This is a genomic window from Terribacillus sp. AE2B 122 (genome assembly GCF_902497585.1).
GTDB lineage: Bacteria > Bacillota > Bacilli > Bacillales > Amphibacillaceae > Terribacillus > Terribacillus saccharophilus_A.
The window spans coordinates 152,007-177,232 of record NZ_LR700945.1 but is presented as its reverse complement, the minus strand read 5'-3'; the positions used below and the strand labels follow the sequence as shown (position 1 = coordinate 177,232).

Annotated in this window: 21 protein-coding genes; 5 read left to right on the top strand and 16 right to left on the bottom strand. The window is 43.5% G+C overall.

What is annotated here, in order from left to right:
- The first annotated feature begins 19 nt into the window (after positions 1-19).
- Positions 20-790 (top strand): class I SAM-dependent methyltransferase, encoded by a 771-nt coding sequence (locus AE2B122_RS11735; protein ID WP_175074200.1) that lies wholly within the window; start codon positions 20-22, stop codon positions 788-790.
- 35 nt (positions 791-825) lie between these two features.
- Here the strand turns inward: AE2B122_RS11735 and AE2B122_RS11730 are convergent, their stop codons facing one another.
- The 12 genes from AE2B122_RS11730 to AE2B122_RS11675 all read right to left on the bottom strand — a co-directional run bounded on the left by AE2B122_RS11730 (position 826) and on the right by AE2B122_RS11675 (position 15,489).
- Positions 826-1,623 (bottom strand): ABC transporter permease, encoded by a 798-nt coding sequence (locus tag AE2B122_RS11730; RefSeq protein ID WP_175074199.1) that lies wholly within the window; start codon positions 1,621-1,623, stop codon positions 826-828.
- Entirely contained in the window at positions 1,616-2,479 is an 864-nt protein-coding gene (locus tag AE2B122_RS11725; protein WP_175074198.1) for an ABC transporter permease, read from the bottom strand. Before AE2B122_RS11725 ends, AE2B122_RS11730 begins: the two co-directional genes overlap by 8 nt.
- Positions 2,466-3,548: an ABC transporter ATP-binding protein gene (locus tag AE2B122_RS11720; RefSeq protein WP_175074197.1), complete on the bottom strand. Its 1,083-nt coding sequence runs from the start codon at positions 3,546-3,548 to the stop codon at positions 2,466-2,468. The genes AE2B122_RS11725 and AE2B122_RS11720 overlap by 14 nt, the downstream gene beginning before the upstream one ends.
- A 1-nt stretch (position 3,549) precedes the next feature.
- Positions 3,550-4,617 (bottom strand): PotD/PotF family extracellular solute-binding protein, encoded by a 1,068-nt coding sequence (locus AE2B122_RS11715; RefSeq protein ID WP_175074196.1) that lies wholly within the window; start codon positions 4,615-4,617, stop codon positions 3,550-3,552.
- Positions 4,601-6,574: a hydantoinase B/oxoprolinase family protein gene (locus tag AE2B122_RS11710; protein ID WP_175074195.1), complete on the bottom strand. Its 1,974-nt coding sequence runs from the start codon at positions 6,572-6,574 to the stop codon at positions 4,601-4,603. The genes AE2B122_RS11715 and AE2B122_RS11710 overlap by 17 nt, the downstream gene beginning before the upstream one ends.
- Positions 6,574-8,628, bottom strand: coding sequence for a hydantoinase/oxoprolinase family protein (locus AE2B122_RS11705; RefSeq protein WP_175074194.1), 2,055 nt, complete (start codon positions 8,626-8,628; stop codon positions 6,574-6,576). The genes AE2B122_RS11710 and AE2B122_RS11705 overlap by 1 nt, the downstream gene beginning before the upstream one ends.
- 213 nt (positions 8,629-8,841) lie before the next feature.
- On the bottom strand, positions 8,842-9,795 hold the full coding sequence (locus tag AE2B122_RS11700; protein ID WP_175074193.1) for a transketolase family protein: 954 nt from the start codon (positions 9,793-9,795) through the stop codon (positions 8,842-8,844).
- Complete coding sequence (locus AE2B122_RS11695; RefSeq protein WP_254593484.1) at positions 9,792-10,640, bottom strand: transketolase; 849 nt, start codon at positions 10,638-10,640, stop codon at positions 9,792-9,794. The genes AE2B122_RS11700 and AE2B122_RS11695 overlap by 4 nt, the downstream gene beginning before the upstream one ends.
- A gap of 29 nt (positions 10,641-10,669) precedes the next feature.
- Positions 10,670-12,046 carry a PTS ascorbate transporter subunit IIC gene (locus tag AE2B122_RS11690; RefSeq protein ID WP_175074192.1) on the bottom strand — a complete coding sequence of 459 codons (1,377 nt, stop codon included), beginning with the start codon at positions 12,044-12,046 and terminating at the stop codon, positions 10,670-10,672.
- A 21-nt stretch (positions 12,047-12,067) separates the two neighbouring features.
- The gene (locus tag AE2B122_RS11685) at positions 12,068-12,352 is read right to left on the bottom strand and encodes a PTS sugar transporter subunit IIB (RefSeq protein ID WP_095230717.1); all 285 of its coding nucleotides are present in this window, start codon (positions 12,350-12,352) and stop codon (positions 12,068-12,070) included.
- Positions 12,353-12,369: 17 nt separating this feature from the next.
- On the bottom strand, positions 12,370-14,430 hold the full coding sequence (locus AE2B122_RS11680) for a BglG family transcription antiterminator (RefSeq protein WP_175074191.1): 2,061 nt from the start codon (positions 14,428-14,430) through the stop codon (positions 12,370-12,372).
- A 504-nt stretch (positions 14,431-14,934) separates the two neighbouring features.
- Positions 14,935-15,489, bottom strand: coding sequence for a TetR/AcrR family transcriptional regulator (locus AE2B122_RS11675; protein WP_095218783.1), 555 nt, complete (start codon positions 15,487-15,489; stop codon positions 14,935-14,937).
- A gap of 421 nt (positions 15,490-15,910) precedes the next feature.
- Between AE2B122_RS11675 and AE2B122_RS11670 the strand changes: the two genes are divergently transcribed.
- A complete protein-coding gene (locus AE2B122_RS11670) occupies positions 15,911-17,413 on the top strand; it encodes a BCCT family transporter (protein WP_175074190.1) in 1,503 nt (500 codons plus the stop codon).
- A gap of 72 nt (positions 17,414-17,485) precedes the next feature.
- Here the strand turns inward: AE2B122_RS11670 and bglA are convergent, their stop codons facing one another.
- Together bglA and AE2B122_RS11660 are read right to left on the bottom strand one after the other, a co-directional pair.
- The gene (gene bglA / locus AE2B122_RS11665; protein ID WP_175074189.1) at positions 17,486-18,925 is read right to left on the bottom strand and encodes a 6-phospho-beta-glucosidase BglA; all 1,440 of its coding nucleotides are present in this window, start codon (positions 18,923-18,925) and stop codon (positions 17,486-17,488) included.
- A 12-nt stretch (positions 18,926-18,937) separates the two neighbouring features.
- Positions 18,938-20,836, bottom strand: a complete 1,899-nt coding sequence (locus AE2B122_RS11660; protein ID WP_175074188.1) for a beta-glucoside-specific PTS transporter subunit IIABC — start codon at positions 20,834-20,836, stop codon at positions 18,938-18,940.
- A 167-nt stretch (positions 20,837-21,003) separates the two neighbouring features.
- Here AE2B122_RS11660 and AE2B122_RS11655 point away from each other — a divergent pair, with 167 nt between their 5' ends.
- Together AE2B122_RS11655 and AE2B122_RS11650 are read left to right on the top strand one after the other, a co-directional pair.
- Positions 21,004-21,711 (top strand): GntR family transcriptional regulator, encoded by a 708-nt coding sequence (locus tag AE2B122_RS11655; protein WP_175074187.1) that lies wholly within the window; start codon positions 21,004-21,006, stop codon positions 21,709-21,711.
- A gap of 13 nt (positions 21,712-21,724) precedes the next feature.
- Complete coding sequence (locus tag AE2B122_RS11650; RefSeq protein WP_095271060.1) at positions 21,725-22,069, top strand: ABC transporter; 345 nt, start codon at positions 21,725-21,727, stop codon at positions 22,067-22,069.
- Between the two features lie 59 nt (positions 22,070-22,128).
- On the opposite strand, the gene fumC is transcribed toward AE2B122_RS11650, so the two are convergent.
- Entirely contained in the window at positions 22,129-23,517 is a 1,389-nt protein-coding gene (gene fumC, locus AE2B122_RS11645) for a class II fumarate hydratase (protein ID WP_175074186.1), read from the bottom strand.
- A 135-nt stretch (positions 23,518-23,652) separates the two neighbouring features.
- Here fumC and AE2B122_RS11640 point away from each other — a divergent pair, with 135 nt between their 5' ends.
- On the top strand, positions 23,653-24,540 hold the full coding sequence (locus tag AE2B122_RS11640) for a LysR family transcriptional regulator (RefSeq protein WP_175074185.1): 888 nt from the start codon (positions 23,653-23,655) through the stop codon (positions 24,538-24,540).
- A gap of 190 nt (positions 24,541-24,730) precedes the next feature.
- Here AE2B122_RS11640 and AE2B122_RS11635 read toward each other — a convergent pair whose 3' ends face one another.
- Entirely contained in the window at positions 24,731-25,204 is a 474-nt protein-coding gene (locus AE2B122_RS11635) for a GNAT family N-acetyltransferase (RefSeq protein WP_175074184.1), read from the bottom strand.
- Positions 25,205-25,226: the final 22 nt, after the last annotated feature.

Sequence of the window (25,226 nt, the reverse complement as noted above, 5' to 3'; positions counted from 1 at the left end):
ATCAGAAAGGATAGAAACTATGGATTTTCATCATACAAAGAATAAATGGAGTTATACCCAAAGAAATGCAAACGCCACATGGATTAGAACTTATACCTCCCTCATCGAAAATCATCCTATTGAACAGGCTCTCGATATCGGTTGCGGTGGCGGTATTTACACGAAAGCACTTATGGAAATAGGCCTACCGTCTGTGACAGGAGTAGATTCATCAGAGGTCATGCTTGAGGCAGCAGCAGAGAATTGTCGGGGTTGGAAAGGAATTCGTTTCCACAAGGGGGACGCTCACGTAACTGGGTTAGAATCAGTGAGCTGCGACCTTATTCTTGAACGCGCTTTGATTCATCACTTACAGGAGCTGCAGCCTTGTTTCTCTGAAGCACATCGTTTGCTGCGACCTGGCGGAGTATTGCTTATTCAGGACCGCACACCAGAAGATTGCCTGCTGACAGGAAGTCCCGAGCATATTAGAGGATACTTCTTCTCATGTTTTCCAAGACTCGCGGAGATGGAAATTAGCAGAAGACATACATCCGCTCAAGTGATAAAGGATCTAGAAGATTGCGGCTTTCATGATATAGAGAAACATACATTATGGGAAGTTCGTCAAATACATGTATCGAAAGAAAAACTGCTGGCAGATATTCGTGCCAGACTGGGGAGAAGCATCCTGCATGCTTTAGAGGATGACGAACTGGAGAAGTTAGTTCTGTATATAGACGATTGTATCACAGAGGAAAGGGATATTGTGGAAATGGACAGGTGGACAATTTGGAAGGCAGTAAAGTAAAGAAGCTAAGCTGACATCGCTTAGCTTCTTTCTTATTACATTACTTTGGATAATCCGATTGTTTTTTCAATGATAACAAGTGCAATGACCGACAATGCTATAAAGATAACGGCAATGGCATTGACGCTAGGATCAAAGGTTTGGTCGATATACCCGAAGGTCCGAACCGGAATCGTTATTGTCTCTGGCGTACTAACAAATAGACTGACGGAGATTTCTCCGAATGATGTGACTGCTGCAAAGACAGCTCCAGCGATGATACCAGGTTTGATCAATGGCAGTGTGACGCGATAAAACGTCTGCCATGGTGTCGAACCAAGGTTCATCGAAGCAAGCTCCAGTCTGCTGTCAAGATTAGTAATGCTGACGGAAACGGTACGCACAACATACGGGAAGCAAATAACGATGTGTCCAATAATAAGACCTAGTGTAGAACCGAATAAGCCTAAAGAAGAGAACAAATACAATAGTGCAACACCAAGCACCACTTGCGGAATCATCAAAGGTGACATGATGAAGGACTGAATCAGCCCTTTACCCGGAAAGGACAATCGTGCTAATGCATAAGATGACATCGTCCCAAGCAGAACAGTGAGCGGTGTCACGATGATCATAACGAGAGTGCTGGACCAAAGTGACTGCATCCACTGTTCACTTTGAAATACTTCTTCAAACCATCGCACAGAAAAATCGGTTGGCGGGAACTGCGGATAATCCGTCGGACTGAAAGCTGACAAAATAATCACTAATACTGGGATTGTTAGGAATAGATAAACAGCAATGCCGGCAATCCAGATAAGACTGTCCAGCCATCTTGTACCTTTATTACCCATTCACACGCACCTCCCATTTTTTCAGGATGTAACCAAGTACCGCAATTACAAGGAACACGAGCACCATCAGCGTAAAGGCCATCGCAGCTGCTAGCGGCAGGTTATAGACTTGCATGATCTGCTGATAAATGGATAACGGTAGTAATGGTTGCATTCTTCCGCCCACTAATAGCGGTGTAATATAACTTCCGGCCGCAAGTGAAAAGACGATCATCGCACCGCTGATCATTCCTGGAATCGTAAGCGGCAAGGTAACGCGAAAGAAGGTCGAAATCCGGTTTGAGCCAAGAATCATGGAAGCCGAACGCAGATTACCTTTAATATCCGACATTGCCGTCGCAATAGGCAGCACTGCGAATGGCAGCATAACTTGTACGTAAGCAATAATGACTGCATTCATATTCCAAAGCATATCCAGCGGTTCATCAATGATAGACGTCTTCATGAGTACATCATTGACGAGTCCGTTTTGCGCCAGCAAGATGATCCATGCGAATGTCCGGATAACCACACTCGTCAGCAACGGCGACACAAGCAGGATGTAGAAAAATGCCCGCCAGCGCTTTGGAGATCGAACAAGCAAATAGGCAGCTGGATAAGCAAGGACCAAGCAAATCACCGTAGTAATGACTGCCACAAATAATGTCTGCCAAATTGTTTTCAAATAGACTGGTGTTGTCAGCACCTCGATATAATGACTGAACGTATACCCATTGATAACCTCGAAGAAATTATCTACTTGCTGAAAGCTTAGGATCAGCAATTGAATGAGCGGAAGCAGCAAAAAGATACCCAGAAAGATCAGAGTGGGAGCTAATAAGATGCCATAAAACTTCTTTTGTCTAGTTGCTTTCATAATCCAGAACCTCTAAGTAAATGATATCTTCTTTGTTCCATGAAAGCGCTAGCTCCTGACCTGGTGCCGGCAAAACTGGAAACAGCGGATCCGGTGCATGGACAGCCAGTTCAATGCCGCCTGCTTCTGTTCTGATGCGGATGGCATTTCCTATGTAGCTGCTTTCTTTTACTACTGCTTTGACACGGTTGACAGTGTCTTCTCCAGAAGCTTGCTGCTCCACAAAAATCCGCTCAGGCCGAAGCATGAAACGAACGCGTTTCGGCTGCTTTCCACTTTCATGGTGCTCAGCCTCCAGCTTGAATCCAGCTGTAGTTTCATAAAAAGTACCTTCGCTAAGTACTGCATCAAATATGTTCACCTGACCGATGAATTCAGCGACAAAGCGATTTGCAGGGCGGCGGTATACTTCAAGCGGTTCACCTACCTGCTGCAGGACGCCATCTCCAAGGATACCAATCCGGTCTGACAGGCTGAGCGCCTCCTCCTGATCATGTGTTACCAGAACAGTCGTGATGCCGACACTTTTTTGAATCCGGCGCAGCTCGAACTGCATCTCTTTTCGCAGCTTGGCATCCAGATTACTTAGAGGCTCATCAAGCAGCAGCACGCTTGGTTCAATAGCAAGCGCACGGGCTATAGCAACTCGCTGCTGCTGTCCGCCGCTCAGTTGATGCGGCATGCGCTTTGCATAGGATTCCAGCTGGACAAGCGCAAGCGATTCGTCCACTTTCTGCTTGATTTCTTGCTTGGACATTTTCTTGTTTTTAAGACCATATGCCACATTATCTCGGACCGACAAATGCGGGAACAGGGCATAGTTCTGAAAAACCATGCCGAGATTCCGCTTATAAGGCGGTATATTCGTTACATCCGCGTCACCGATATAAACGACACCCGTCGTTTGACCAAGAAATCCCGCAATAATATTCAGAAGCGTCGATTTTCCACAGCCACTTGGACCAAGCAAGGAAAAGAACTCCCCTTGTTTGATTTCCAAGTCCACTTCTTTCAATGCCAAGTGATTACCATAATCAAGGCTTATTCCTTCTAGTTTTATTCCACTCATGTTATTCCCCCAACTCTCGTGACCATCTATTCGTCCATTCGGATACTTTGCCTGTGGATACTTCATAATCGACCCACTTCAAAGAAGCAAATTGATCTTCCCCGACCTTGACTTTATCCTTAATTGCGTCACTGTATTGTGTATTTTCATTTGCCATACCATAATAGGATTTCTCCGAGAACATACTGTGCACTTCAGGGCTGCTCAAATAATCAAGCAGTTTGTAGGCATTCTCTTCATGCGGTGCATTTTTCATCATGGCCCAGCTGGCAACAGCTGCCACAGCACCATCTTCTGGGTATACAAAATCGATATCCATCCCAGCATCCTGCAACGCGAAAATCCGACCGTCCCAGAATGGTATGATGCTGATTTCCCCTCTGTCCAGCAATGTCTGGATTGTTCCTGGATTATCCGGATAGGCGACTGCATTTTTATTGATTTTCTTTAATTCCTCAAACGTCTTATCAATATCCTCTGGATTGCCTTCTTCACCACCAAGTGCCTGTGTAACACCTGAGAAGAACTGCAAACCTGCGGAATATGAAGGTGATGACAGCCCAAGCTGTCCTTGGTATTCCTCATTCGCTAAATCAAGCCAGTTTTTTGGTACATTCTCTACTGCATCCGGAGTATAGGCAATACCAAGCTGTCCCATACTGAAGGCTGCTGCATATTCCTTGCCGTCTTTTTCGAACCGCTGCTGAACAGAATCATACAGTTCTGCCACATGCGGTACTTTCTCTTCGTCAAGAGGTTCCAGCAGATCAGCAGACATAGCACGCTGAATCGTATCAGGCTGCAGGATCAACAAGTCGTACGGGACATTGGAGCCATCTGCTGCCCGCATTTTCATATACCATTCGGCATCTGTACCAGCAATGACATTAACCTTGATGCCCGTTTCTTTCTCAAAGCTATCAATTGCCTCACCGATATTAGCTTCCCAATCACCGCCATACACACCAATAGTGACGGATTTTTCTTCCTCGCCGCTGCTGCACGAAACCAATACAAGCAATAAAATGAGTGCTACGCTTGCAGCAGCGTATTTACCTAACCGTTTCATTCGCTTCCTCCCCCGTAATTTGGCGTAAGGCATCCAATACATCTTGTTTCGTCAGCGACTGTTTTTGTGCGTCGAAATGGCGATGAACTTGCCGTTTCATATCATTTCGCAGGTTAGCTGGATAGCTGCGCAGCGCTACAGCCAATGCTGCACTCGCTTCAGCCGTCCAAACACTTTCGTAGGCAGAACGGAAAGCACCGAAATCCCAAGCCTTGTTTTCAGCTGCTTCCATTTTCAAACGTACTTCTTTAGTTGCCGTTTCGTCTACGCCACTGTCACCAAATATAACTCCATACGCTTCTGCCGCCCGCTCTGCAGAGAGCAAACCATCTGCCACTTCTGCTGCCACTTTATCGACTGGGCGAAGATAGCCCGGGCCAAATCCGCCTCCGCCTGGTGATGTGATAGAGATAATGTCTCCTTTTGCAGGACGCAGTACATCAATCTTTGGCAATTTCTCTGCTTCGTTCTCTGGGTTCCGAACAACAAAGCCTTGCTGTCCAGCTTGGCCGCCAGCTAATCCCCAAGGCTGGAAACGGAATCTCTCCATTCCCCTTGCCGTTACCATCGAGTCAGACTCCAGGATACGGAAAGCTAGTGTAATTGCATGACCGCCGCGATATTGACCGGCTCCGCCTGTGTTTTTTTCATATTCATAGCGTTCGACAAGGACAGGAATATGCTGTTCCAGACTTTCAATTGGTGTATTTTTCAGGAAGCCTGAAGAATGATCGATTCCATCGATTCCATCCTGCTCCTGCTGGGCTCCGCCTCCGCCGCCCATCGGTTCAACAACAGCCATATTCCTTGTTCCATCATCCTGCGGAACAGATAAGACGACAATTGCTGACTGCCCTGCTCCTGCTGCTGGAACAAGCTCAGGTAAGGCTTGGCCAATCGCACCAAGCACCACATTGTACATCCGCATCGTGATCGAGTGACGGATACCTACTGCTGCTGGATAAGCAGGATTCACTAGTGTCCCCTTCGGAGCAATGACAGAGAATGGTCTCGTGATGCCGCCATTATTCGGAATATGCGGATCAGAAGTAATAATGAAATTGATCAGTCCTTGATAAAGAAAACTATGCTTCTGCCCATTTGTTACCAAGTTGAAAGCTGTCTGTGTCTGTGGATCACTATCTGAGAAATCGAGCGTGATTTCTCCGTCTTTTACACGCAGTGTGACTGCCAAGCGGATCGGCACCTCTGATACCATGTCATCATCCAAGTAATCAGCAAAAGAATACTCTCCATCAGGAATCTGACGCAGCACTTCCCGTGACCGTGATTCCGCTTGCTCCAGCAGATCAGCGATACCATTTTCTACAGCTTCCATTCCAAACTTGCCGATCATACGATGCAAACGGTTTTCGGCAGTATTCACGCTTGCCACCATCGCATTGATATCTCCTTCATTAAGATCAGCTACACGGCTGTTCAAACGAAGGAACGCCAATACATCCTTGTTCGGCTTTCCTTTGCGATACAGCTTCACAGGCGGGATACGCAAGCCTTCCTGATGCACATCTGTCGCAGTCGGGGAAATACTGGCAGGTACAAGGCCGCCGACATCACTAACATGAACGAATGCCCAAGCATAGCTCACCAGTTTTCCATCATGGAAAATCGGCTTGAACACATGCACATCTGGCAGATGAGTTGCAAGGCCATCGGTTGTATACGGATCATTTGTGATTATAATATCGCCTTCCTCGATTTCCTCCCCAACGGATTCAATCGCCTTACGCAGACTTAGTCCTAGAAAGATCGTTACTCCGACTGATTTCGGATACATGTAAAATTCGCCTTCCGGAGTCGCTAGTGCTGTCGCAAAATCGGCGGATTCTTTTACGAATGTTGTGAAGCTAGTCCGCTCGATGACATGCCCCATTCCAGTGGCAATCGCATTGAAATAACTGCGCATAATCTCTAGTTGTGCGGGATTCGAACGCATTAGTTCATCTCCTTTCTTACCAATAACAAGTTGCCTGCTTCATCTGTTTTAGCTTTCCAGCTTGGCAGAACGACAGTCGTTGTATCCTGCTGCTCGATGATAGCTGGTCCTTGTATCTCCATACCTGACTGAAGTGCTGTTCTTTCAACAATGGCTGCACTGAATGTCTGTCCATTGATTCGAACGGAACGCTCAGTCGTTTTTAAGGAATTCTCGTTCAGTACAGTACCTGTATGACTTGTTGCAGCAGTTTCACCAACAATGCGTACTTTGAAATTCATCAGTTCTATGCTTGCGTTTGGATCACTATGTCCGTATAGCCGCTCATGCTGCGCATGAAAGATTTCCGCCAGCTTCAAACTAGGATCTGTTTCGAGCCAATCAAGCTGGAATGGTACTTCCAGTTCGAACGCCTGTCCTTTATAACGCGCATCAATCGTGTGGTGCAGCTGTGTTGATTGAAGGAAGGCGTCTACTTGCTGACGGTCAAGCCAGTCTGTTGCTTCCTGTTCCATCGCTGTGAAAATCGTATGCCATTCCGCTTTGTCCATATCTTTCAGCAGTACCTGTCTGGAGGTAATTGCATCATAAACAAAGTCTGCAGCCAAGGAGCCTTGTGCACAGAGGTTACCTGGGTTTGCAGGTATGATCACTTGCTTGGCCTGGATTTCTTCTGCGACCATATTGGCAAGTACTGGTCCAGCGCCGCCGAAAGCCATCAAACTGAAGTCGCCCGGATCAATTCCGTGCTGCTCCAAAACATTGCTTAACTCTGTGAACATATTCGCTACAGCTACCTGAATCGTCTGGTCAGCTGCTTCCAGCACATCACTATTTAAATGGTCAGCAATTTTCTGGAAGGCTGTAGCAGATCTGTCTTGATTGAGGCCAACATTTCCTCCGGCAAATGAAGCGCTATTCAAATAGCCACTCAAAAGAAATGCATCCGTAAGCGCAGGTTCCTCTCCGCGGCCGTAGCATGCAGGTCCTGGATCAGATCCCGCTGACAGCGGGCCAACTTTCAAGATGCCGCCTTTATCAATCCATGCAAGCGAACCTCCGCCTGCTCCAATCGAATAAATGGCCACTGATGGAAGAATCGTCGGCAGTCCACCCAATTCGTTCGTTTGGGTGTAGAGAATTTCGCCGCCTTCAATCAGTGAAATATCCGCACTTGTTCCGCCAACGTCAAAGGTGATGACATTATCAATCCCCGATGCGTCTGCTGCTTGTACTGCTCCCATAACTCCAGCAGCTGGTCCTGAGAACAAAGTCTTAACTGGCTGCTCAGCCGCTGCATGGATTTCCATTAATCCGCCATTGGATTGTGTGATGAACGGCTTCGCTTGGATACCTTCTTGTTCAAGCCGTTCAACCAGCGTTTCAAAATAACGCTTCACATTGGGCTGAATATAGACGTTCATTGCCGCAATAACTGTACGTTCATACTCACGCATCTCAGTCCATATAGATGAAGAAGCCTCAACATACAAATGAGGAGCACGTTCCTTAATTCGCTCCACCACCTGCAATTCATGTGCCGGATTACGATAACTATGTAAGAATGAAACAACAAGTCCTTCCAAGCCTGCTTCAACTGCTTGATCAATTGCCTGATCTACAGCGTTCATATCCAATGATGTAAACACTTTTCCGTCTGCTTGCATCCGTTCCTTAATTGGATAAACATGCTGCCGTTCAATCAAGCTTTCTGGTAATCTCGAATGAAGATCATATGGCACTGGCAGGCGCAGACGCTGGATGGAAAGAATATCCCGAAATCCCTCCGTTATGAATAAGCCAATCTTCGCACCATTCCGCTGCAGCAACGTATTCAGCCCGATTGTCATCCCATGCACGAAATAGGTTATCTTCGTCAAATCAATACCCTTTTCCTTGAGCAGTTGCAATCCATTGGAAATCCCACTCGCTGGATCATTAGGCACAGTAGGCGTCTTTACATTCCAAATGCCAGATCCATCTATCTCCTTTAGGGTAAGATCGGTAAAAGTTCCGCCGATATCAATCCCCAATTCATAATTTATATCACCCAACACGCATCTCTCCTAAATAATAGCAATTTCTTATAACCTATAATTCTGATGATATTCATAGGGATTATAACGTTTGCTAATTATTTTGACAAATTAACAGCTTGAGAAATACAAAAAGAGATCAAGTGTTACTTGATCTCCTCGTTTAACTATTTTCTTTTGGTTTACCTGGCTCTCTAAAAGAAGAATTATTCAAAATGAGCGTGTTGTGTATTATCTAGCTAACAATTCGATTGCTGCCTCTGCAATATCCTTAACACTCAATTTATAAAAAGTCTTTAAATAATCTACTTTTCCCACTTGCCCAAACTGCTCTCGCACACCTATTCGATACATCGGCACAGGATGATTCTCAGCCAATACCTCTGATACAGCACTGCCTAATCCGCCAATTACGTTATGATTTTCTGCTGTTACAATTGCTTTTGTCTTTTGGGCATATTCTGTGATCAATTCTGCATCAATTGGTTTGATAGAATACATATCAATGACAGCCGCGTGGATCCCTTGCCGCTCGAGAATATCTGCAGCCTGTAAAGCTTCTGCAACCATAATACCGGTTGCTATGATAGTGACATCACATCCGTCACGCAATAGCTTCCCTTTTCCGTCTTCAAAGGTTTCGTTTTCCTCGTAAAGCTTGACGGCATTCTTCCGAATTGTACGGATATAGTGGATGCCGTGCTCTTTTTCAATACGTCTCAGCAAGTACCCAAGCATAGTAGAATCACTAGCTTCATAAACATGCGCTTGCGGAACCAGCCTCATAAGCCCAATATCCTCAAATGTCATATGGGTACCGCCGTTATGCTCTGCCGTAATACCTGCATCTGACCCGAGGATTTTGATATTTGTCTTGGCATATCCGCCTGAAACGAATAGCTGATCAAATGTCCTTCTCGTAGCGAACTGGCCGAAAGTGTGCACATAAGGAATTTTCCCTGTAAGAGATAAACCAGCTGCAACTCCCATCATGTTGGCTTCCATAATACCGCTGTTGATGAGCTGATTTGGTATTTCTGCTTTGATTTTATTCGTTGTGATAGCACTCATCAAGTCCGCTTCCAGAGCTATCACTTCCGGGTTTGCTTTTGCCAGTTCCAGAATGGTTTCAGCATAGACTTGGCGCATCTCTCGTTTTTCTTTTTCATAAACAGTCGAAATCATCCTCCCACCTCCTGCTTCAGTTTCGTTTCCAACTCATGAATTGCCTGTTCAATTGCCGCTGTATCTGATTCGTTCGGTCTGATGTGGTGATTATCAGCCAACTCCTCCAAATAACGGACTCCCTGCCCTTTGATAGTATCCAAGATGATGGCTACTGGTTTTTCCTTTTGATTCATACCTTGCAAGATTGCTTGATGGATGTCTCCTACGTCACTTCCGTCCACTTTGCAAGTATAAAAACCAAAGGCATCCATCTTTGCAGCAAAATCGATAGGGTCAATGATATCCTTCGTCAGACCATCCAATTGCTTCTTATTATCATCAACGAAAACGAATAAATTGTGCAGTTTATGATGGGCAGCGAATTGAAAAGCTTCCCAGCATTGGCCTTCATTCAGTTCTCCGTCACCTACGATACAAAATGTCTTGTTCTTCCGTTCGGAGAGCTTATGAGACAGCGCAACACCTACAGCAGCTGATATACCTTGACCGAGCGAACCTGTCGTCATGTCCACACCTGGAGTCAGGTTTTTGTCTGGATGAGAAGGCAGCTTTGTACCATTTTGATTTAGTGTATACAGCATCTCTTCAGGAAAATATCCCTTTACTGCAAGCGCTGCATAAAGCCCTGGGCCACCGTGTCCCTTTGATAAAATGAAATAATCTCGATCTCCCCACATTGGATCAGTCGGATCAACTTGCATCACATCTCCGTAAAGTACTGCTAATGTTTCAATGATAGATAAGCTTCCTCCATAGTGACCGAACCCCAAATGATGAAGCTCTTGAAGTGTCTTCAATCTAATTTCATCCCGGAACCTCTCTACCTTCTCTAAATCCATCATTTATCTTCTTCCTTCCTATTCAGCATCTATTAGGCACCAATCTGATTGGAGTCATTTGTCTTTTTATTGCGTTTAAACAATCCGAAGACAACAGCCAACACAACAAGACCAACAACCGTTACGGTAACACCTGCTGCACCGAATATTTTCGCCACCTGTCCAAGTACGATGCCGGAAGCCGCAAAGTCTGCATCTGAGAAAGTCGTACTAGCGAATCCTAAATCTCCTAGTACCGGCATCAAAAATACCGGAAGGAAAGTAATCAACAATCCATTTGCGAAAGCTCCAATAGTTGCTCCTCTCACACCGCCAGTGGCGTTTCCGAAAACACCAGCTGTAGCTCCTGTAAAGAAGTGCGGTACAACGCCCGGTAAGATGATAACAGCTCCAGCAAGCCCGAGTGCCACCATGCCAACGATTCCTCCAAGGAAGCTGCAGAAGAATCCGATAAGAACTGCATTTGGTGCATAAGGGAAAACAACTGGACAATCAAGAGCTGGTTTAGAATTCGGAACAAGTTTCGTCGAAATACCTTTGAAAGCAGGGACAATTTCAGCTAGCACTAGACGCACCCCTGTCAGGATAACGAATACACCTGCTGCAAACGTGACACCTTGGATTATAGAGAAGACGATATAGTGAGTGCCTCCGCTCAATTCCCCCTCTACATATCCTGGACCAGCAAATAGTGCAATGATGACATAAAGCACAACCATCGTAAGCGAGATCGTAACCGAACTATCTCGCAGGAACCCCAATCCTTTCGGAAACTTAATATCTTCTGTAGATCTGGATCCCTTCCCAACTACTTTGCCTACCACTCCGGAAAGTGCATAACCTAAGCTTGAGAAATGACCGAATCCCACATTGTCGTTACCTGTGATTTTCCGCATGAACGGCTGGCAAATTGCCGGAAAAGCAGCCATGATCAACCCAAGAGCCAAGGAACCGACAATAATAAGCGGAACACCCTTCAATCCTGATACTGCAAGGATTACAGCGAGCATACAAGCCATATACAGCGTGTGGTGACCTGTAAGGAAGATGAATTTCAATCTAGTAAAACGCGCGATCAGAATATTGGCTAACATACCAAAGAACATAATAAATGCAGTTGTACTTCCGTATTCTGTCAGTGCCATCGCTACGATAGCTTCATTGTTCGGTACTACACCATTTACATTGAAAGCATGCTGGAACATTTGTCCGAATGGATCTAGTGAGCCAACAATGATATTCGCACCAGCAGAGATTACCAAGAAACCAAGGAATGTTTTCGTCGTCCCTTTAATAATCTCGCTCAGCGGCTTCTTCAGGATGATTAGCCCCACCAAGGAAATCAATGCGACCAATACCGCCGGCGTGCTAAGAATATCGATGACCAGTTTCAGAAATCTTTCGACCATTGTATTCTCCTCCTTTGTTCTTTAGGAAATGATGCCTTTCTGTTGAAGAACCTCTTGCAGCTTTGCTTTGATTCCGTCCATATCGATGATGCTGTCAATCACGATTACTTCACCTAAGTGATGCATCCCATCAGCAATATCCTTGGCAGCAATAAACAAATCGGCATCATCAGGAGTTGCCGAGCTCAAATCTGAATGACTCACCTCTACGCCAGTGACACCTAACTCTGATAGAATCTGTTGAACATTCATCTCCAACATAAAGCTGCTTCCTAGTCCTGACCCGCAAACTGCTAATATCTTCATAATTACTCCTCCAATTTTTAAGCTATAGTTGAATAACTTTTAAATAGTGCAAGTATTTCTTCCTTACTGTCAGATTCAATCAGTGTTGCAACATTTTCTTTATCGCTGAGCAGTTTGGTCAGCTGCGACAGTGCTCTTAAATGGGTTTTGTTATCGATTGCCGCAATACAAAATAATAATCTAACTCCTTTGGTATGATTTGTGGAAAAATAGACAGGCTCCTTTAATCTAAGAAAGCTCATTCCTACTGCATGCACACCGGATTCCGGTCTGGCATGCGGGATGGCAACATCCGGTCCTATCACTACATAAGGCCCTAGTTTTTCTATATTTTCTATCATTGCCTCTACATAAGTTGGCGAGATAGACTCATTTTGCAGCAGAGGCTTGGCAACGCAGGCAATGGCATCTTGCCAGCTTGGTAAACTTTCAGCTAGTTGAACAGTATCTTCATGTAACAAGTCTTGTAACACTGGTTGATTCTCCTTTCTTCGTTCTGTTTTGCGATGGAACTGGAATGTCCGCAGCATGTTTTCTAATTGTTTCTCATCATGGATGCTGGCGTATCGGCTGATTTCCTGAAGAAGCTCTCTTACTGATACGCCATCATATTGAATCCCGAATAATGTTTCATATACGCCATTGACTAAAGCACTTTTTTCAGTAGGCGACATGATCGGTTTAACGTGAAAACACGGGATACTGGACTGCAAATCAATTGTTGAGAAGATAACATCATAATCCATTGCAGTCTTCTGTTCGTATTGTCGGAGTGAGCATGTATCCTCGACCACAATCTCTGAAAATAATGATTCGAGCATGTATTTCACCATCAAGGATGAACTTATACCGCTCGGACAGACGACTAGAGCTCTTTTCTTCCTTGGCATTTGCTGTGTCGGCTTTTCTAATAACGCGCCGAAATGAATCGTAATAAATCCTATCTCTTCTTCCGGAATAACTATATTGAGCAGGTCTCCAACCGGTTGTAACAGCTCTTGTACAATCAGATATAATTCTTGATGTTCATTTTTAATCTGTTGTAAAAGCGGGTTGTGTATCGGAATCCGATATTTCATTCGATAGTAAGCTGGCCTCATATGCTGATAGAGGGTGCGTACGACATTAGCCCTTCGTTCGAAAACGACAGCAGCCTTGTTCTCGAAATCCAAGACCAATTGTTCGCACAATCTATACAGCAGATCTCGCGTATTGCTTTCCTGCTGTATTTGACCTAGTGATAGAGCAAGCAAGTGGATGCTGAAATAACATACTTCATTTTCATCAAGTGGTAGTTGAAGCTTTTCAAAAACAGAGAGTGTCACACCCCACATTGCATCCTGTTTCATATTGAGAATTTCGTCTTCATGGAAACGGACTGTTTTTCCTTCACGAAGTCGGCAGGCATACAGCACTAAAAAATAAGTGAAATGATCCAGCCTTTCCTCAACAAACTGAAGTCCGAAATCCTTTTCCATCGTCTGCAATAAATCTTGCACATCTTTTGCTGTCACATTTTTTAAATGTGCTGTGAGATGTTTCACTATTGTCGGAAAAGTGGGATTTTGGAGCATCTTCGCCAGATGATTTTGAACCAAAATTCTTTTATCCGCTTCGGATCCCCTAAGATGATAGCCATTCTGTCTTGTATAACGAATTTCTACTAAGAATGGATTAATCCGCTTATTGGCACGTTTGATATCGGCAACTACTGTATTTTTGCTAACTTGGAGCACATGTGTTAAATGGTAAGATGATACAGGCTCCTCCCTTATGAACAAATACAGGTAAAGAAAAAGCAGACGATCTTCTTCGCCTAATACAAGCTGCTGACCATTTTGAATCAGCTGCTTCTTTTGGTAACACTGCACCACCTCCTGAGGTACACGAATGAGCTGCGTCCCTTTATATAGGATCTGCGGCAACTGCTCTGCTGTAAGCCAGTCATTCAGCTTCTCCAAGTCATAAGTCAGCTGCCTTTTGGATAATTGAGTGAGATCCATGAGCTGTTGCAATGTAATGTGCTGTGAACGGATAAGCTGCTCAAGCAAGATGGATGGCCGCTTGTCTAGCATCATTGGATTCACCTCCTGATTTCATTTTATATTAAAGCGCTTACATTTTGACTAGTGATTGGGTACAAAAGTTGTATGGCCTTCGTTACAAGATTGGGATAACATGCAACACTCTAGTTGCTTAGAAATACATTTACTGGATATTATTACCCAATCTCTTCCTGATCTGTAATCCGGATATACTGACCGATTAAGTTATCTTTGCAACAGTCAATAACGGCTTTGGATAGCTGTTTTTCTCCATAAAAAATACCCTCCAGTTATCACTCTGCAGTACTTGAAGGGTGTTTCATTATGTTCTATTCACTAGGTTAGTCTTCCCACTACTCTGCTTCTTCAGTTCAGATATATTATTCATTTTCTCGATATTGACCACGCAAATCAGCGTACTGTTTGTGTGTAAACATTAAAGGTGAAAGATGACTTGATGAAAAACTGAATTATACCTTCTATCTCACTTAACGTAATAAATCAGATGTATATATCAGGCTCTAATAAAAATAAAAATCATGACGTGTGCTGAAAAAGTACTTTTGCCATCGCAATGGAGTAGTCCGCTGCTTTATCCGCACCAATCAAGGTGGTCATAGAAGTGGTTCCTTCAAGAAGCAGCGTCAGCTGATTGGCTAAATCAAGTGGATTATTATCCCAATTTTCTTGTGCGAGCTGTTGAAAATAGTGCAGCAATCTTATTTTATGTTCTCTAGCGATGTTTTCAATTTCATCGTCTATCCCTGTATAATCTTCTATTGCCCTCAAAAACATATCCCCTTTATAGGAATGTTCCTTTAACCAGCGACAGTGCGCTTCTACAGCTAGAATGAAAGGAGAACTCGAACCTTTCTCTATATAAGAATCCAGATAAGACCAATAGCGTTCTTCTCGTCGCTTCAGTACTTCTTCAACTAATTTATTTTTGGAAGGAAAATGGTTATAAAGCGTCATTGTAGCAACATTTGCCTCCCGGATGATTTGCTTAAGACCTACACCGCGAAATCCATGCTCATAAAACAATCGTTCCGCTACTTGCAGTAACATATCTTTTTTTGTAGATCGACTCATATGCTTAACGGCTCCTTTAAATTAGATAGACCTAAATTACAAATTACAACCTACAGTAATTACAAGTCAAACAATTTTCTACTGCCTCCTGTAAAATCTTTTCCCGTCTTGTACCTTACGATTTAAATTAACAAGATAATGAGTGATAACGGAGGGCTTTATTGCTTATTTAATATTTCGTTAAAATTATATTATCAAGGGGTTTTTACGGCGCTGAAGAAGCTTTATCGGTTGATTGAATATTAAACTTATGTTAAAAATAGAAAGGTCGTTCTATACAGTTCGGATAAGTTGTTAGAATTCTTATGATCCTGGCCGCTGTCTTAGAAAGAGTAGAATTTAGAATCACTAAGATAAATTCACTCCTTATAAAAACAGCTATTGATGAGATTATAAGAATTTTTGAAAGGGGAATAGAATTATGAATAAAGTAGGCAATGTTTTTTGGATATCTTTAATCCTTTGCGCTATTTTTGTTCTTTGGGGCGTAATAGCACCAGAGAATATGGATTATATAACTACTGAGGCACAATCCTTTTTGACCTCAAAATTTGGTTGGTTTTATATTCTTTCAGTTGCTATCTTTCTGATCTTTTCCATCTACCTGATTTTTAGTCGTTTTGGGTCTATGCGTTTAGGAAAAGAAGGAGAAAAACCAGAATTTAAACGTATTACATGGTTTGCTATGTTGTTCAGTGCTGGTATGGGTATAGGACTTGTGTTCTGGGGAACTGCAGAGCCGCTTGCGCACTTTGCAGCACCACCCGAAGCTGATCCGAAAAGTATCGAAGCGGCTAAGAATGCACTTCGCTATTCTGTATTCCACTGGGGGTTACAGACATGGGGCGTGTACACCGTCATTGGTTTAGCCATTGCTTACTTCAAATTCCGCAGAGGTGCTCCGGGACTCATAAGTTCCACATTCCAGCCCTTGATTGGTGACAGAACAAATGGATGGATTGGAAAACTAATCGATATTATAGCTGTGTTCGCCACTATCTTTGGTGTTGCTACTTCCCTTGGATTAGGAGCTTCCCAAATCGCCGGCGGATTGGCATTCATTACTGATATAAAAAATAATTTCAGTACGCAGTTTGTTATTATTATCATTGTTACCATTCTGTTCCTGGCATCTGCTTGGTCAGGCATAGGTAAAGGAATAAAATGGCTGAGCAACGCTAATATTGTGTTGGCAGTATTACTGCTTTTACTAACTTTATTCCTAGGCCCAACACAATTTATCCTTAACACGTTTATATCTACTATGGGATCGTATGCGGAGTCCCTGCCTGCACTTAGTTTTCAGACAGGATCATTTGATAGTGATATTAATAGTTGGGTTCAGAGCTGGACCATTTTCTATTGGGCTTGGTTTATTGCATGGTCACCTTTCGTAGGAACATTCATTGCACGTGTCTCTAAAGGTAGAACCATTCGTGAATTTGTAATAGGCGTTTTATTTATCCCAGCTATCTTCTGTGCATTCTGGTTTGTTGTCTTTGGCGGTACTGGTCTGTTCCAAGAAATTCACGGAATCAATACAGGACTTACTGACCTTGCGCAAGAACAATCGTTATTTGGTGTGTTCGAAGGATTGCCGATGTCTACGTTACTATCAGTCGTTGCGTTGTTCTTAATCGGCACATTCTTTATTACTTCTGCTGACTCTGCAACGTTTGTGCTTGGTATGCAAACATCAGGTGGAAGCCTCAATCCATCCAATAAAATTAAATTAACTTGGGGGATTATCCAAGCAGCAATTGCTTCTGTACTGCTGGCAACTGGCGGACTTAACGCGTTACAGACTGCGTCCATTGTTTCTGCATTTCCTTTCGCCTTTATACTCCTGTTTATGGTTTGGTCGCTCTGGAAGGCCATGAATGAGGATTGGAAGAAAGAAAAAAGTAAATCAAGACATAAATAAATAGCACTACAAAAGTTACTAACAAAAAATAGACCTCTGGAGGTGGAGACACCATCCCAGAGGTCTATTTTTTTACAGCTCTTCCCCATTCGAAACAATCACTTGCTTATACCACTCAAACGAATCCTTCTTCGACCGTTTCATGCTGCCGTTTCCTTCATTATCACGATCCACGTGAATCATGCCATAGCGCTTCTTCATTTCACCAGTTGTGAAGGATACGATGTCAATAATTCCCCACGGCGTATAGCCTAACAGGTCAACGCCATCGTATTTAACTGCTTTTATTAGCTCCTCGATATGGGAGCGCAAGTAATCAATCCGCTGTGGATCGTGGATGGATCCGTCTTCTTCCACGTTATCAATTGCGCCGAAGCCATTCTCGACGATAAACAATGGAATCTGATAACGGTCGTAGAAACGGTTCAATGTGTAACGTAAACCAGTTGGGTCAATGGACCATCCCCAGTCACTTGCTTTGATATATGGGTTCTCTACACTTTGTGCCAACCCGCCATTTGTCATATTTCTGTCTTGTTCCGTCTCTTTATCACTTTTGATAGTCGTACTCATGTAATAACTGAATCCAAGGTAATCAACCGTACCATTGCGAAGAATCTCTTCATCGCCATCTTCAAATACGATGTTATAACCTTCTCGTTCGAATTCTTTTAGCACATAGCTTGGGTAGTAGCCGCGAACATGTACATCCGGGAAGAAGTAACGCTCACGCATCAGCTCTTCTGCCAGCATCACATCGTTTGGATTGGAGGAATACGGATAAATCGGCACGTGTGATACCATGGCGCCAATTTGGAATTCAGGGTTGATTTCCTTTCCTTTGCTGACAGCTAGTGCACTTGCAATTAGCTCGTGGTGACCAGCCTGGTACATCACTTCACGGGCATTTTCGCCCTCTTTCACTGTGACACCAGAGTTCGTCCAAAGGAATAATGGATTATCGGTATCCATTTTGTTATTGATTTCGTTGAATGTCATCCAGTACTTAACCTTGTCTTTATAACGGTCGAAGCAGACTTCTGCGAACCGGACAAAGTGGTGGGCAACCTCTCTGCTGCGGAATCCGCCGAACTCACGCGCCAAATGTAATGGCATTTCGAAATGGGATAGTGTAATGACTGGTTCAATGCCATGCTTTAATAGTTCATCAAAAAGATCGTCGTAGAACTTCAAGCCCGCTTCGTTTGGCTCCGCTTCATCGCCTTTCGGGAAGATGCGTGTCCATCCAATGGATGTACGCAAGCACTTAAGACCCATCTCTGCGAATAAGGCAACATCCTCTTTGTAGCGATTGTAGAAATCGATAGCTTCATGGTTTGGATAAAACTTATCCGGTTCCACCGTTTCTGTAAGTTCCCGCGGCACACCATGTGCACCAGAAGTTAATACATCAATAACACTTGGGCCTTTGCCATCCTGGTTCCAGCCACCCTCGAATTGGTGGGCGGCAAGAGCGCCGCCCCATAAGAAGTCCTTCGGTAATGTATTCATCTCTATCTCCTCCTATTTCACAACCGTCAGCAAGTCATTGCCTTGCGTCGTTGTCTCTGTTTCGTCAATGATGATTTCTTTATAATTAGCTGGATTGGTAAGAATGATAGGCGTAATCGTTTGCACACCTGCAGCTTCAATCGCTTCGCTGTCAAACTCGCTCAATACATCCCCTTGCTTCACGCGGTCTCCTTCTTTCACATGCAGTGTGAACGGTGAGCCATTAAGCTTAACTGTATCAAGACCTACGTGGATCAATACTTCTGCACCAGACTTGGAGCGTAATCCGATTGCATGCTTTGTCGGTGCGAGCATGACAATGGTTCCGTCAAATGGCGCATAAACTTTATTTTCACTTGGCTCAATTGCCAGCCCTTTCCCCATTGCTCCTGAACTGAACACTTCATCTGGCACTTCTTCCAACGCCAGCAATTTACCGCTTAGCGGTGCGTGAACTACTTCTTCATTGTTTTCTGCTGCAGACGCTTCTGCGTTGCTATCTTTCTGATCTACTGCCACACTGCTGTCAGCTTGTGCTGCAGTATCTTCACCGAAACCAAAAATCTGAATCAAGATGATTGGCAGCACAATAGCGATAGCGGCGCCGATAACAATACCTATGAAACTTGTAGGGTAGTCTCCATTGATACCATTCACAATAGTTAATGGTCCTGGAAGTCCAGCATAAGCGAAATAATATGGATTGAAGAAACTTGCTACAATTGCACCAATTGCACCAGATATACAACCAATAATAAATGGTTTCTTGAATCGCAGTGTCACACCATAGATTACTGGTTCTGTTATACCGAATATACCGGTAATACCTGCGGAAACACCGACTTTTTTAACTTCTTTACTTTTCGCTTTTAAAATAACACCGACAACCGCTCCAACCTGTGCGATTACCGCAATCGTTTGATAAGCCTGGAAAGAATCACGACCATATTGCTCGAAGTTAGCCAGTACCATCGGCGTAATACCCCAGTGAACACCGAAGATAACGATAACCTGCCATAGGGAGCCAATGATCGCTCCTGCAAGCCATGGTGCGTATTCAGCTAAGAAATTGTATCCGTTCGCAATTCCATTTGCTCCAAGAGAAGTCAATGGACCTATTGCTACAAGTGTCAGCGGAACCATGACTATGATAGAAATCAATGGCACGAACAATGGACGGATTACTTCGTTCATGTGCTTGTTCAAGAAGCGCTCCAAGTAAGAAAGGATCCAAACTAGGAACAGTGGCGGCAAGACAGATGATGTATAAGTCGTTTCTGTCAAAGGCAACCCAAGGAAGTTCATGCTATTTCCGTCCGCAATGCTTGCAGCCATCGTAGCCCAATCAGGACTGACAAGCGCTGCACAAGCAGCAACAGCTATATACGTATTTGTCTTGAAATGCTTAGACGCCGTAATAGCAATGAAAATAGGCAGGAACGTAAATGGAGCCCACGAAATAAAGCTAAATACTTGGTACGTACTAGTTGTTTCGAAGTTTGGGAAAACCAAGTTGATTAGAATAAGTGCACCTTGCAGAATACCGGCCGCCGCAAGCACATAGATGAATGGTGCGAATACAGCTGACATTGTTGCAATAATTCGGTTAAGGATTGAGCCTTTGTTCTCGTTACCTGCTTCAGCAGTATCAACATTTACGAGTTTGGCAAATTCATCATATACCTCGCCGACATGCTGACCGATAACGACTTGGAACTGACCACCGTTTTCTACTACTGTAATGACACCTGGCAAACTATTTACCTCTTGTTTAGCAGAAGGCTTCGAACGTTTCAGCACTAAACGCAACCGTGTCGCACAGCGGGTAGCGTTTACAATATTCTCTTCCCCACCGACAGCCTCCAGTATATCCCCAGCAAGTTTTGGATAATCCCTTACTTTTTCAGCCACTTGGGACACCTCTTTTTCTTTTAGTATACGCTTACATTATAATTATACCGGTATAATTTATCAAGTATAAACTAATAAAATTAATAGAGCATTTTAAAAGAGTAGGGTTTTCGTTAAAGATTTAATGTGCTAAAATCGCTCTATCCAAACAAATAAGGAATGTAGCTATGCTTAAATATCAGCAAATCGCCAATGAGATCCAACACGATATCGAAAAGAAAGACCTCCCGCAGGGTACCAAGCTGCCTGTGCTGGAAACTTTGATGTCCCAATATAAAACAAGCAAAAGCACTGTCATCAAAGCACTCAGCCTGCTCGAACGAAAAGGGCTTGTCTACCAAGTGCGCGGCAGCGGCATCTTCGTACGGCGCCGCAACCGAAAAGGCTACATCAGCTTCTCGAACCAAGGCTTCAGTGACGAGCTGAGCGGATTCGACATTACAGCAAAAGTGCTGGAGCTCGATATCCGGAAACCATCAGCAGAAGTCGCCTTCAACCTGAAAATCGATTCGGAAGATGACGTCCATTACGTTAAACGGATACGTTATATCAACGGACAAATACTTTGTCTTGAAGAGTCCTATTACAACAAGGATATTGTCACCTATCTGAATAACGAAATCGCCACCGGATCCATCTTCGATTACATTAGCAATGCCTTAGGTGCCAAAATCGGCTTCTCCGATATGTACGTGCACATCCAGAAGCTGAATGAAGATGAAGCATCGCATCTTGGACTTCTTGTAGGTGATCCAAAACTATTCGTAGAAACAATCTTCTATTTGAACAATGGTCTTCCGTTTGACTTCTCGCGAATATCGTATAATTACGAGCAGTCACAGTTCTTTTTCCAGTCGACGGGGTATTCTTTGTAGGATGCGAAATGAATTGATTAAGATATTTGCAAATTGGGAGACAAAGCTAGAGAAGAATGAATGGTATTTTAGTGATTGCTATGAGGAGTTAACAACGAACTTATCATCATTTGAGGCTTTTTCTGCTATACCAGATGTCATTTCTGTACTCCTCACGGTTAAAGATCCCTTTCTTCTAAATGAAACAATTGATTTCTTAGATACTCTATACATCATAGCGGATACAACGGAAATACATCCTATGCTTCGAGGAGAATGGGAGAATATAAAGTCGCACATTCAACGCTTCGGAGACAACCATAGCTATGTTGCTTGGAAAGGTCTCACGCACATGCTCCGAATAAGCGAGATGCCATAAGTCTATTAAAAATTAAAAAGCAACCAAGTGCGTTAGCTGCTTGGTTGCTTCTTTGCATATTAGATATTCGGTTTCACCATATCCTCCGGCTTCACCATCTCATCAAACTGCTCTTCTGTCAGCAGATCGAGTTTCACTGCAGCTTCTTTCAGTGTTAGTCCTTCTTTATGTGCCAGTTTAGCTATTTTCGCCGCATTTTCGTATCCGATGTGCGGGTTCAAAGCAGTTACCAACATCAAAGAATTCGTTAGGTTATCCTGGATGGTTTGCTCGTTCGGCTCAATGCCTACTGCACAGTTGTCATGGAAAGATACCATGCTGTCGCTTAATAGCTGAACAGACTGTAGGAAGTTATAGATAATAACTGGTTTGAATACGTTCAGTTCAAAGTTACCCTGACTTGCTGCAAATCCGATTGTTGCGTCATTCCCCATCACTTGGGCTGCAACCATGGTCAATGCTTCACACTGCGTTGGATTTACTTTCCCGGGCATGATAGAACTGCCTGGCTCGTTAGCAGGAATAATGATTTCGCCGATGCCACAGCGAGGTCCGCTCGCCAGCCAGCGTACATCATTGGCAATCTTCATCAAGTCAGCAGCTAGTGCTTTCAATGCACCATGGGCATATGTCATTTCATCATGACTAGTCAATGCATGGAATTTATTTGATGCGCTATTGAATTCTTGCTCTGTAAATTTGCTAATCTCTTCAGCTACAGTATCACCGAACTGTGGATGTGCATTGATGCCAGTTCCAACAGCTGTTCCTCCGATTGCCAAGGCACGCAGTTTCTCAGTAGATTCTGCAATCATTTCCTTTGATCGATCCAGCATATGCACCCAGCCGCTGATCTCTTGTCCTAGCGTCAAAGGCGTAGCATCCTGAAGATGTGTACGTCCGATTTTCACGAGGTTATGGAATGTTTCCGCTTTTTTATTTAGCGTGTCACGCAGCTGTTCTACCGCAGGAAGCAACTGTTCATAAACAGCCAGCACGCCTGCAACATGCATAGCCGTCGGGAATGTATCATTTGAGCTTTGGCTGCGGTTAACATCATCATTCGGATGTACTACTGCTTCTGAACCTTTTTCCTTCAGCAAAGCAGTAGCAAGGTTTGCAACCACTTCATTCATGTTCATATTACTTTGTGTACCGCTTCCTGTCTGCCATACAACAAGCGGGAAATTATCATCATACTTACCAGTAAGAATATCATCACAGACTGTTACGATAGCGTCTGCTTTTTCTTTAGCCAGATTTCCCAGACGCTGGTTGGCAATAGCCGTACTGCGCTTCAATATAGCGAAAGCCTTCACGACACGCTCCGGCATTCTTTCCGATCCTATTTTAAAATTCTCTTTGCTTCGCTGTGTTTGTGCACCCCAGAATTTATCCGCTGGTACTTTTACTTCCCCAAGAGTATCTTTTTCGATCCTATAATCCATGGTAATCCTCCTCAGATTTCCTGTATCTTTATTTCTCCTATAAAATCGTAACACTCGCTATGTATAATGTATAATGCATAATAAATATGTTTTTAATTACTCTATGTAATACATAATAAATGGAGGCTAAACAGCATGGAATGGGAACAACTCGAATATTTCCAGACACTCGCACGTGAACAGCACGTTACAAGAGCTGCGCAGATCCTGTCCATTACCCAGCCAGCTCTTTCCCGCTCGATTGCTCGACTGGAAAGTCAAATTGGCACGCCGCTTTTTGACCGTCAAGGCAGAACAATTAAATTGAATAAGTATGGAGAACTTCTATTAAAGCGAGTTGACCTCATCTTAAAGGAATTCCAGGAAGGAAAAGACGAAATCCAATCTTTGCTTGACCCGGATAAGGGAGAAATTTCACTTGGATTTCTGCACACACTCGGCACAACAATAGTTCCTAATATAATCGGTGCATTTAAAGAAGAATATCCGCATGTTAGATTTCATTTAAAACAGAACCATTCCAATTGGCTGTTGGAAAACTTACAATCTGGCGACCTGGATCTATGTCTGCTCGCATCCTTCCCTGAGGATTCCAAAATTGCCTGGACTCCATTATGGCAAGAGGAGCTCTTCTTGTTCTTCCCAAAAGACCATCCCCTAGCCAATCGAGAATCGATCACATTACAAGAAATCGCCGATGAACCTTTTATCCTTATGGAGGAAGGCTATGCATTGCGCGTAACAATTGATAGTATCTTCGAGCAAGTGGGCCTTGTTCCTAAGATTATGTTTGAGGGTGAAGAGGTAACGACGATTGCCGGTTTCGTCGGAGCTGGGATGGGCATTTCCATCCTTCCTGACGTTAAAAGCTTGGATCGAACGAAAATCGCTAAGGTTCGTATAAGCTCACCAAAGTGTGAACGGACAATCGGCATCGCTAGTATGGAAGGGAAGTTTTTATCGCCTATTGCGGAGAAGTTCAAGCAATATGTTGTGGAGCATTTTCATCTAACAGATATTTAAATAAAAGAAGAAGCATGTGCAATTTCGCATGCTTCTTCTCTCAATCAATTAGTATAACTATCTTTATGCTTAACCACATTATTACTCCTTCAAAGATATTTGACATGCGGTTCTGATTTTCCTACAAAGCTAAACTTACACCTTCAATGCCGATAAAAAGATTGTATATTACATCTATCCCCAGAAGTCGTCACACGATAGAACTAGTATGGAACTTCTGAACATACGTCCTATTTTCATAGACTTCCTCCATGTCTCCATTCGTAATATCGGAAATCGTTTTCCGCCAAAAAGCTAAAGCTGGTTGATTCTTTTCAATTTGAGAGACATTCCAGTATCCGTCGAATGCTTTAAAAATATTTCTAGCAGCTGCTTTTCCAAATCCCTTCCCTTGATAACTAGCTAGGACGAAGAACTCTAGCACCGTATTTATCTTCTTATTACTTTCTATGAGTGCAAATCCGATCACTTCAGTTTTCAGACAGAAAAAGTAAGCAAAATGTGTTTCGTCTTCCCAGTTCTGACTCAGGTCAAAGGGCTTATACTTAAAGTTGCTTTCAAGTTTAATTTCCGGGATGTATTTACTAAATTCGTAAATATAAAATTGCATAAGGTTATGAAGCAGTGCTTCTTCAGACTTCTTTACTTTTCTTATATGAACCATGTCTCGTCTCCACTATTCTAGT

Coding starts and splice junctions, on each gene's coding strand:
- AE2B122_RS11710 (WP_175074195.1), bottom strand. CDS start 6,574: ATGCGTTCGAATCCCGCACAACTAGAGATTATGCGCAGTTATTTCAAT.
- AE2B122_RS11700 (WP_175074193.1), bottom strand. CDS start 9,795: ATGATTTCGACTGTTTATGAAAAAGAAAAACGAGAGATGCGCCAAGTC.
- AE2B122_RS11685 (WP_095230717.1), bottom strand. CDS start 12,352: ATGAAGATATTAGCAGTTTGCGGGTCAGGACTAGGAAGCAGCTTTATG.
- AE2B122_RS11695 (WP_254593484.1), bottom strand. CDS start 10,640: ATGATGGATTTAGAGAAGGTAGAGAGGTTCCGGGATGAAATTAGATTG.
- AE2B122_RS11725 (WP_175074198.1), bottom strand. CDS start 2,479: ATGAAAGCAACTAGACAAAAGAAGTTTTATGGCATCTTATTAGCTCCC.
- fumC (WP_175074186.1), bottom strand. CDS start 23,517: ATGGATTATAGGATCGAAAAAGATACTCTTGGGGAAGTAAAAGTACCA.
- AE2B122_RS11680 (WP_175074191.1), bottom strand. CDS start 14,430: ATGATGCTAGACAAGCGGCCATCCATCTTGCTTGAGCAGCTTATCCGT.
- AE2B122_RS11635 (WP_175074184.1), bottom strand. CDS start 25,204: ATGGTTCATATAAGAAAAGTAAAGAAGTCTGAAGAAGCACTGCTTCAT.
- AE2B122_RS11730 (WP_175074199.1), bottom strand. CDS start 1,623: ATGGGTAATAAAGGTACAAGATGGCTGGACAGTCTTATCTGGATTGCC.
- AE2B122_RS11655 (WP_175074187.1), top strand. CDS start 21,004: ATGCTTAAATATCAGCAAATCGCCAATGAGATCCAACACGATATCGAA.
- bglA (WP_175074189.1), bottom strand. CDS start 18,925: ATGAATACATTACCGAAGGACTTCTTATGGGGCGGCGCTCTTGCCGCC.
- AE2B122_RS11670 (WP_175074190.1), top strand. CDS start 15,911: ATGAATAAAGTAGGCAATGTTTTTTGGATATCTTTAATCCTTTGCGCT.
- AE2B122_RS11720 (WP_175074197.1), bottom strand. CDS start 3,548: ATGAGTGGAATAAAACTAGAAGGAATAAGCCTTGATTATGGTAATCAC.
- AE2B122_RS11690 (WP_175074192.1), bottom strand. CDS start 12,046: ATGGTCGAAAGATTTCTGAAACTGGTCATCGATATTCTTAGCACGCCG.
- AE2B122_RS11675 (WP_095218783.1), bottom strand. CDS start 15,489: ATGAGTCGATCTACAAAAAAAGATATGTTACTGCAAGTAGCGGAACGA.
- AE2B122_RS11735 (WP_175074200.1), top strand. CDS start 20: ATGGATTTTCATCATACAAAGAATAAATGGAGTTATACCCAAAGAAAT.
- AE2B122_RS11640 (WP_175074185.1), top strand. CDS start 23,653: ATGGAATGGGAACAACTCGAATATTTCCAGACACTCGCACGTGAACAG.
- AE2B122_RS11715 (WP_175074196.1), bottom strand. CDS start 4,617: ATGAAACGGTTAGGTAAATACGCTGCTGCAAGCGTAGCACTCATTTTA.